The following is a 7,515-nucleotide window of genomic DNA, read 5'->3' on the forward strand; positions in this document are numbered from 1 at the left end:
CCGCCGCCCCCTCCACAACCGCCCCTCCCCTGATCTCCCTCACCTGGACCGACCAGGAGACCGGGCGCCAGGGGCACCTGGTCATCGACCGCCTGGTGCGCGGCGTCTCCAGCGGCGGTCTGCGGATGCGCTCCGGCTGCACGCTGGAGGAGGTCACCGGCCTGGCCCGCGGCATGACGATGAAAGAGGCACTGCACTACGACCCGCGGGGCCGCTACATCCCGCTGGGCGGCGCCAAGGGCGGCATCGACTGCGACCCGCGCGACCCCGCCGCCTACGGCGTCCTCGTCCGCTACCTGCGCGCCGTGCGCCCCTACATCGAGCACTTCTGGACCACCGGCGAGGACCTCGGCCTCACCCAGGACCTGGTCGACCGGGCGGCCGCCGAGGCGGGCCTGGTCTCGTCCATACAGGCGGTCTACCCGCTCCTGGACGACGAGGGGGCCGCCCGGCGGCGCCTCGCCGACGCGTTCGCCATCGACGTGGACGGCATCGGCCTGGACGAGCTGGTGGGCGGCTGCGGCGTCGCCGAATCGGTGCTCACCGCCCTGGACCGGGCCGGCGCCGCCCACCGGGACACCCGCGTCGCTGTGCAGGGCCTCGGCACCATGGGCGGCGCCACCGCCCGTTTCCTGGCCCGCGCAGGGCTGCGCGTCGTCGCCGTCGCCGACATCAAGGGCACCATCGCCAACCCCGCCGGCCTGGACGTCGAGGCGCTGCTCGCCGCCCGCGACGGCCACGGCACCGTGGACCGCGCCGCCCTGCGCGCCGAGGACCACGAGCTCCCGGCCGACGCCTGGCTGACCGCCGACGCCGAGGTACTGGTGCCGGCCGCCGTCTCGTACGCCGTGGACGCCACCAACCAGGCGGGCATCACCGCCCGTTGGATCGTCGAGGCCGCCAACATGCCGGTGGTGCCGGAGGCGGAGACACTGCTGGCCGCCCGCGGCATCACCGTACTGCCGGACGTCGTCGTCAACTCCGGTACGAACGCCTGGTGGTGGTGGACCCTGTTCGGCGACATCGGCGCCGACGCCGACGAGGCGTTCGCGTACACCCGCCGGTCGATGCGTGCCCTGGTCGATCAGATGCTGTCCCGCGCCGAGGCCGAGAACAGCACCCCCAGGGCCGCCGCGCACGCCCTGGCCGCCGACCGGCTGCCGATCGTCACCGAACGCTTCGGACAGTTCCGCGAACGATCCGGATACGACAACTGAGTTCAGCGGGGGCGCGGTCCGGGGATACGGACACCGGCGGCGCGGAGCCCGGCCTCGACGAGCGCGACCAGCCGGGCCGAGGACGGCGCCCCTTCCTCGCCGTGGTGGGCGATCATCTCGTACCGGGTGGCGGACTCGGTGCGGGCCTGCAGGCCGGTCACGATCCTGAGCTGTGCGGGGTCGGCGAGGTAGTGGTCGACCATGGCGGCGGCGAGTTCGGCGATGCGGGGGTCGTCGGGCTCCCAGGCAGCGGATTCGGCGGCGCGCTTGCTCAGGGCGACGAACCGGGGATCCCGCAGAGCCTGTTCGACATGGCCGAGGTGGTCGTCGAAGCCCTCGGGAACCAGGGCCCGGGCGAGCACCAGGCCCTCCCGGGCGGCCGCCACCTCGTCCGCGGTGAAGCCGAGGCCGGACATCCGCTCCAGCAGCGCCACGGCGCGGTCGGGCAGCAGCGCCCGGTTGCCGTCGCCGAGCCGGTGCAGCATGTCACGCCGAGCAGCCAACTCCTCTATCTTCTCGGTGAGTTGACGTTCGACATCGACGAGCGCGGCGGCGAACCGCGTGGCGTCGGCATCGAGCAGCGGCCCGATCTCGGCCAGCGGGACCCCGGCGCCGGCCAGCGTGCGGGCCTGCACCAGGCGCAACAGTTCGGCCGAGCCGTACCGTCGATAGCCGGAGCTGTCGCGCTCCGGCTCCTCGACCAGGCCGAGCTTGTGGTAGTGCCGCACCGTCTTCACCGTGACGCCGACGAAGGCCGCCGCCTGCCCGATCGTGACTCCATTGTTCATCCGCCAAGCCTGCCTCGCGCTTCGGCCCGGCGTGGCGCGGATGCGCGTGCCGCCCGCTGCGAGTCCGTGAGGAAACACCTCTCCGGGCCTACGGAGCACCGGTGTTCAGCCCGCCGGCCGGGCCGGATCGGCCGGCCCGTCGCAGAACACCTCGTCCACGAGCCGCTGCGTAGCCCGCTGGAATGCCGCGGCAAGCGACAGCGCGGCATCGTCCACGTAGTTCAGCGTGCCGGTCATGGTCCGGCTCCCGTCGGGTGTGCTGTACATCAGCGCCGCATGGCCCGCGGCGCCGCCGTTGTGGGTGATGACGGTGCCACCACGGCCCGTGTCCTGCACGAACACCCCCAGGCCGTACTCCATGCCCGGAATGGGCGTCGGGCGCGGCGCGCACATCTCGGCCAGCAGCCCGTCCGGCAGCAGCTTGCCGCCCACCAGCGCGGAGATGAATGTGTGCAGGTCCCGGGAGGTCGAGATCATGTCGCCACCGCTGGAGATCCAGGAGGGATTCAGCCTGGTGACGTCGACCGTCCGCTCCTCACCGGCGTCCTCGTACCGGTAGTAGGCGTGGGCGTGCGGCTCCGCGATCTCCGTCCCGGTGGTGGGCACCGCGGTGCCCGACAGCCCGAGCGGCTCCAGGATCAGCCGCCGCATCTCCTCGGTGACCGAGCGGCCGGTGACCTGCTCGATCAGCAGCCTGGCCAGCACGTAGTTGGTGTTGGAGTAGCTCCAGCCCGTGCCCGGCTCGAACCGCGCCGGCCTGGACAGCGCCAGCCGCGCCAGCTCCGCCGGCCGGTAGGTCCTGAAGCGGTTGTCCACCCACTCCTTGCCCGCGGTGGTGGCCGGGATCCCCGCGACCACCGTCCCGTCCTCGTAGTACTCACCGGTGAAGTTGAAGATCCCGCTGGTGTGCTGGAGCAGCATCCGCACCGTGATCCGCCCGTCCACCCCGAGCTCGGGCAGATATCCGGCCACCGGGGCGTCCAGCTCGACCCCGCCCTCGGCCACCAGCCGCAGCACCAGGGCCGCGATGAAGGTCTTGGTGCTGCTGCCGATCCGGACGTGCCCGTCCACCGGCGGCTTCTCGGCCCCGCCCAGCTCGCTCACCCCGGCACTGCCGACCCACTCGCCCCGCTCGTCGTGCACGCGCAGCGTGATCCCGGTGATGCCCGAACCGACGATCTCCTCCAGGGCCTTCCGAAGCCCCGGCCGCTCCCGCTTGGCAGCGTCGTCGAGCGTGTTCCGGTCGTGGCCGGAAAGGTTGGTGGACATGGTGGTTGCTCCCTTGGATCCGCCGTACCCGGATCGGCGCCCGTAGCGGTCTGCCGATGTGCCGAGCTTCCACCCCGACCCGAGGTCAACCTCAACCGTGATCCGGCTCACACTCATGGAGTTCGGCCGCAGGACACCAAAAGGCCCAGGTCAGATGCGCTCTGTCCTGGGCCTTCGCGGAGCCCCCTGTCGGATTCGAACCGACGACCTACGCATTACAAGTGCGTTGCTCTGGCCAGCTGAGCTAAGGAGGCGTGCCGGAGCAGTGTAACCAACGCCGCACCCGCGCGGTCCCGAAATTTCGCGGGCGTCGAACTACTGACAGATTCGAAATGGCCAGGTAGCGTCGCTGAAGGTTCATCCAAGTGGACCAGACCACTCCCGCACTCGGATCGTCCGGCACGTTCCTGCCGGTGGAGGAGAAGATCCAGCATGGCCAGTGTCACGTTCGACAAGGCGTCCCGCGTCTACCCCGGCTCCACGAAGCCGGCCGTGGACCAGCTTGAGATCGACATCGCGGACGGTGAGTTCCTCGTCCTCGTCGGTCCTTCCGGTTGTGGCAAGTCGACCTCCCTGCGCATGCTCGCGGGTCTTGAGGACGTCAACGGCGGCGCGATCCGCATCGGCGACCGCGACGTCACGCACCTGCCCCCGAAGGACCGGGACATCGCCATGGTGTTCCAGAACTACGCGCTGTACCCGCACATGACCGTCGCGGACAACATGGGCTTCGCGCTCAAGATCGCCGGTGTCAACAAGACCGAGATCCGGGCGAAGGTCGAAGAGGCCGCCAAGATGCTGGACCTCACCGAGTACCTGGACCGCAAGCCGAAGGCGCTCTCCGGTGGTCAGCGCCAGCGTGTCGCGATGGGCCGTGCCATCGTCCGTGAGCCGCAGGTCTTCCTCATGGACGAGCCGCTGTCGAACCTCGACGCCAAGCTCCGTGTCTCCACCCGTACGCAGATCGCCTCGCTCCAGCGCCGTCTGGGCATCACGACCGTGTACGTCACGCACGACCAGGTCGAGGCCCTCACCATGGGCGACCGGGTCGCGGTCCTCAAGGACGGTCTGCTCCAGCAGGTCGACTCGCCGCGCAACATGTACGACAAGCCGGCGAACCTCTTCGTGGCCGGGTTCATCGGCTCCCCCGCCATGAACCTGATCGAGGTCCCGATCACCGACGGCGGCGTGAAGTTCGGCAACAGCGTCGTCCCGGTCTCCCGCGAGGCGCTCTCCGCCGCCGCGGACAAGGGCGACACCACCGTCACGGTCGGCATCCGCCCCGAGCACTTCGACATCGTCGAGCACGGCGGTGCCGCCGCGAAGTCCCTCTCGAAGGACAGCGCCGACGCCCCGGCCGGCCTCGCCGTCTCGGTCAACGTCGTCGAGGAGCTCGGCGCCGACGGCTTCGTCTACGGTGCGGCCGAGGTCGGTGGCGAGCACAAGGACCTGGTCGTCCGCGTCGGCGGCCGTGCCGTCCCGGAGAAGGGCACCAAGCTGCACGTCGTGCCGCGCCCGGACGAGCTGCACGTCTTCTCGACCTCGACGGGTGCCCGTCTCACCGACTGACGCCCCGCACACCCGCACCACGGCGGCCCCGCACGTTCTTCGTGCGGGGCCGTTCGCGCGCCACGGGACGCCCGGGGGTTTGGACCCGTACGGCGCCGGATTCCCCGGCACACCGGTCATTTCGGCTCCGTTCGTCAACACCGAATTCGAAAAACACCCTCGAACCATCCCCCTCAAGAGTGACGAATTGTCGCCATATCATCACTGCCCGCTACGCTCGCTGCGTGACCCACACCGCGCGCCGCATCGGCCGATCCCTCGCCTTCGTCCTGCCCGTCGTGATGGTCCTCTCCGGGACCCTCGCCGTCACCAGCGTGCCGTGGGCCGCGCACGGCTCCGAGCCGCAGGTGCTGACCGCGTCGGCCCACGACATCTCCAAGCGCGCCAAGACGCGCACCCCGCAGGACGCCCTCCGCGACCGGCTGCTCCTGGAGCTCCGGGAGAAGGACCCGACGGTCGCGCTCACCGACCTCCAGCGCTCCGTCGAGGGCCGCCCCTCGCTCGCCCGGCACTGCATGTCGATCGCCAAGGCCCTGGGCCGCGCCGCCGTCGAGAAGTACGGCCCCACCCACGCCCACCGGTTCTCGCGCCCCGTCTGCGACACCTCCTTCGCCTCGGGCGTCGCCCAGTTCAGCTGACCGACCGCTCCGGGCACCGCATATCGTGCCTGGCATGCATACGTATCCGACGCAGGCCGTGGTCCTGGCAGGTGGCCAGGGGTCGCGGCTGCGCCCGTACACCGACGACCGCCCCAAGCCGATGGTCGAGATCCCGGGCACCGGGACGCCGATCATCGGCCATCAGCTTTCCTGGCTGGCCGCCGAGGGCGTGACCGACGCCGTGGTGTCGTGCGGTCATCTCGCCGAGGTGCTGCAGGAGTGGCTGGACTCGGCGGTGCTGCCGTTGCGCGTGACGACCGTCGTGGAGTCCGAGCCGCTGGGCCGCGGTGGCGGGCTGAAGTACGCCGCCGCCCGGCTCCCCGACCCCGAACAGCCCTGGTACGCCACCAACGGCGACATCTGGACGCGCTTCTCACTGCGCGAGATGGCCGCGTTCCACACCGAACGCGATGCGACCGCCACCCTGGCCCTGGCCCGTCCCCGCATCCCCTGGGGTGCCGTGGAGACCGACGCGTTCGGGCACATCACCGACTTCATCGAGTCGCCGCCGTCGCCGTATCTGATCAACGCCGGCGTGTACGTCTTCTCCCCGGAATTCACCACACTGCTGCCGGACCTCGGTGACCACGAGCGGACGACGTTCCCCCGGCTGGCCCGCGAACGCAGGCTGGCCGGGTACCCGCTCCCGCACGGCGCCTACTGGCGGGCCATCGACACGGCGAAGGACCTCACCGAGGCCGCCAAGGAGCTCGGGCAGTAGGGCCGTCCGTCGAACCGGAAGGGGCGGTCACCGGTACGGGATACCGGTGACCGCCCCTTCCGTCCTGTGCGGGCCGTCCTGTACGGGCCTGCGGCTCAGCCGAGCAGGCCGCCGATGGGGTTCTGTCCGCCGCCCGACGTGCCGCCGGACGTACCCTCGCCGTCCGAGCCGCCGCCGGTGGAGCCGCCGCCCGTACCGGTGGAACCGGACGACGACGGGCCGGAGCTGCTGGACGGGGGCGGCTGCGGGGCCGTCTGCTGCGGGACCTCCCGACCGGTGCCCTGGGTCTGGCTGGGCTGGCCGGCACCGGCCGCCTGACCGGACTCGCGGACGGTGCCCGCGGCGGGCGTGGACGGCGCGGTGGACGGCGTCGTGGCGGCGCTGCTCCGGGACGGCACGGGGCGCTGCCCCTCCGGGGAGTGCGAGGCCCGGCCGCTGTGGGACTCCCGCGGGAGCGGGGAGCCGGGGAGCTGGTTGGTCGGGTCGGTGTTCGGGCCGGGCACGGTGACCACCCCGGAGGACCGGACCGCGCCACCGAGCACCGCGCCCACCAGCAGGGTGAGACCGACGACGACGGAGGCGACCACGGCGCCCCGGCGCAGCACCCGGCGGCGCAGGTCCCAGATCGCCGAGCGCGGGCCGAGCCTGCGCCAGGCCTCACCGGCGAGCCGTCCGTCGACGGAGTAGACCGGCGCGCCCGCGATGATCAGCGGGCTCCAGGCGGCGAGGTAGATGATGTCGGGCGCGTCGTAGGCGGCGACGGTGCGCCAGCTCACGGTGACCAGCAGGGCGGCGGACAGCAGCGCGCCGAACGCGGCGGCGACCCGCTGCCAGAGGCCGAGGACGGTGAGGACGCCGACGACGACCTGGAGGAAGGCGACGGTGAGTCCGGCGCCGACGGGATGGGAGAGCGCGAAGTCGCGCAGCGGCTCGGCCATCGCCCAGGGGTGCAGCGAGTTCAGCCACTTGACCATGGAGCCGCGGTCGCCGCCGTCGAAGTAGACCGGGTCGCACAGCTTGCCCATGCCGGCGTAGATGGAGATGAAGCCGAGGAAGACGCGCAGCGGGAGCAGCACGACGCCGAGGTTCATCCGGCGGCCGGGGTAGTACGCGTGCCGGACCGAGTCGCTGTTCTGGCGCCCGCTCCGGGCCTCGCGCTCCTCGTCGAACCCGTCCTCGTCGTCGTACGGCTCCTTTGCGTACGGCGCGCCGTAGTCGTCGAAGGCGCCGACCGCCCTGCGCATGGGCGGCAGCAGCGGGCCGTTGCCGTAGCGGTCCGGCTGGTGGGGGGC

Annotated in this window: 7 protein-coding genes and 1 tRNA gene; 4 read left to right on the plus strand and 4 right to left on the minus strand. The window is 71.7% G+C overall.

Annotated elements, in window-relative coordinates; genetic code table 11:
• Positions 1 to 29: 29 nt before the first annotated feature.
• On the plus strand, positions 30 to 1,217 hold the full coding sequence (locus AADR41_RS40165) for a Glu/Leu/Phe/Val dehydrogenase dimerization domain-containing protein (protein WP_342287259.1): 1,188 nt from the start codon (positions 30 to 32) through the stop codon (positions 1,215 to 1,217).
• A gap of 2 nt (positions 1,218 to 1,219) precedes the next feature.
• Here the strand turns inward: AADR41_RS40165 and AADR41_RS40170 are convergent, their stop codons facing one another.
• The 3 genes from AADR41_RS40170 to AADR41_RS40180 all read right to left on the minus strand — a co-directional run bounded on the left by AADR41_RS40170 (position 1,220) and on the right by AADR41_RS40180 (position 3,528).
• Positions 1,220 to 2,005: a MerR family transcriptional regulator gene (locus AADR41_RS40170; protein WP_342287254.1), complete on the minus strand. Its 786-nt coding sequence runs from the start codon at positions 2,003 to 2,005 to the stop codon at positions 1,220 to 1,222.
• Between the two features lie 105 nt (positions 2,006 to 2,110).
• Positions 2,111 to 3,274: a serine hydrolase domain-containing protein gene (locus AADR41_RS40175; RefSeq protein ID WP_342287255.1), complete on the minus strand. Its 1,164-nt coding sequence runs from the start codon at positions 3,272 to 3,274 to the stop codon at positions 2,111 to 2,113.
• Between the two features lie 180 nt (positions 3,275 to 3,454).
• Positions 3,455 to 3,528 (minus strand) — tRNA-Thr (locus AADR41_RS40180).
• 178 nt (positions 3,529 to 3,706) lie between these two features.
• Here AADR41_RS40180 and AADR41_RS40185 point away from each other — a divergent pair.
• The 3 genes from AADR41_RS40185 (at position 3,707) to AADR41_RS40195 (ending at position 6,223) form a co-directional block, all read left to right on the plus strand.
• Entirely contained in the window at positions 3,707 to 4,843 is a 1,137-nt protein-coding gene (locus tag AADR41_RS40185; RefSeq protein WP_342287256.1) for an ABC transporter ATP-binding protein, read from the plus strand.
• A gap of 224 nt (positions 4,844 to 5,067) precedes the next feature.
• Entirely contained in the window at positions 5,068 to 5,481 is a 414-nt protein-coding gene (locus AADR41_RS40190) for a hypothetical protein (RefSeq protein WP_124717235.1), read from the plus strand.
• Between the two features lie 34 nt (positions 5,482 to 5,515).
• Complete coding sequence (locus tag AADR41_RS40195) at positions 5,516 to 6,223, plus strand: nucleotidyltransferase family protein (RefSeq protein ID WP_124717236.1); 708 nt, start codon at positions 5,516 to 5,518, stop codon at positions 6,221 to 6,223.
• 95 nt (positions 6,224 to 6,318) lie between these two features.
• Here the strand turns inward: AADR41_RS40195 and AADR41_RS40200 are convergent.
• Positions 6,319 to 7,515 (minus strand): DoxX family membrane protein (locus AADR41_RS40200; protein ID WP_342287258.1); only part of this gene is annotated, 1,197 nt, incomplete at its 5' end.

The organism is Streptomyces sp. CLV115, from assembly GCF_038448545.1.
Lineage (GTDB): Bacteria > Actinomycetota > Actinomycetes > Streptomycetales > Streptomycetaceae > Streptomyces > Streptomyces sanglieri.

Coding starts and splice junctions, on each gene's coding strand:
- AADR41_RS40175 (WP_342287255.1), bottom strand. CDS start 3,274: ATGTCCACCAACCTTTCCGGCCACGACCGGAACACGCTCGACGACGCT.
- AADR41_RS40195 (WP_124717236.1), top strand. CDS start 5,516: ATGCATACGTATCCGACGCAGGCCGTGGTCCTGGCAGGTGGCCAGGGG.
- AADR41_RS40170 (WP_342287254.1), bottom strand. CDS start 2,005: ATGAACAATGGAGTCACGATCGGGCAGGCGGCGGCCTTCGTCGGCGTC.
- AADR41_RS40185 (WP_342287256.1), top strand. CDS start 3,707: ATGGCCAGTGTCACGTTCGACAAGGCGTCCCGCGTCTACCCCGGCTCC.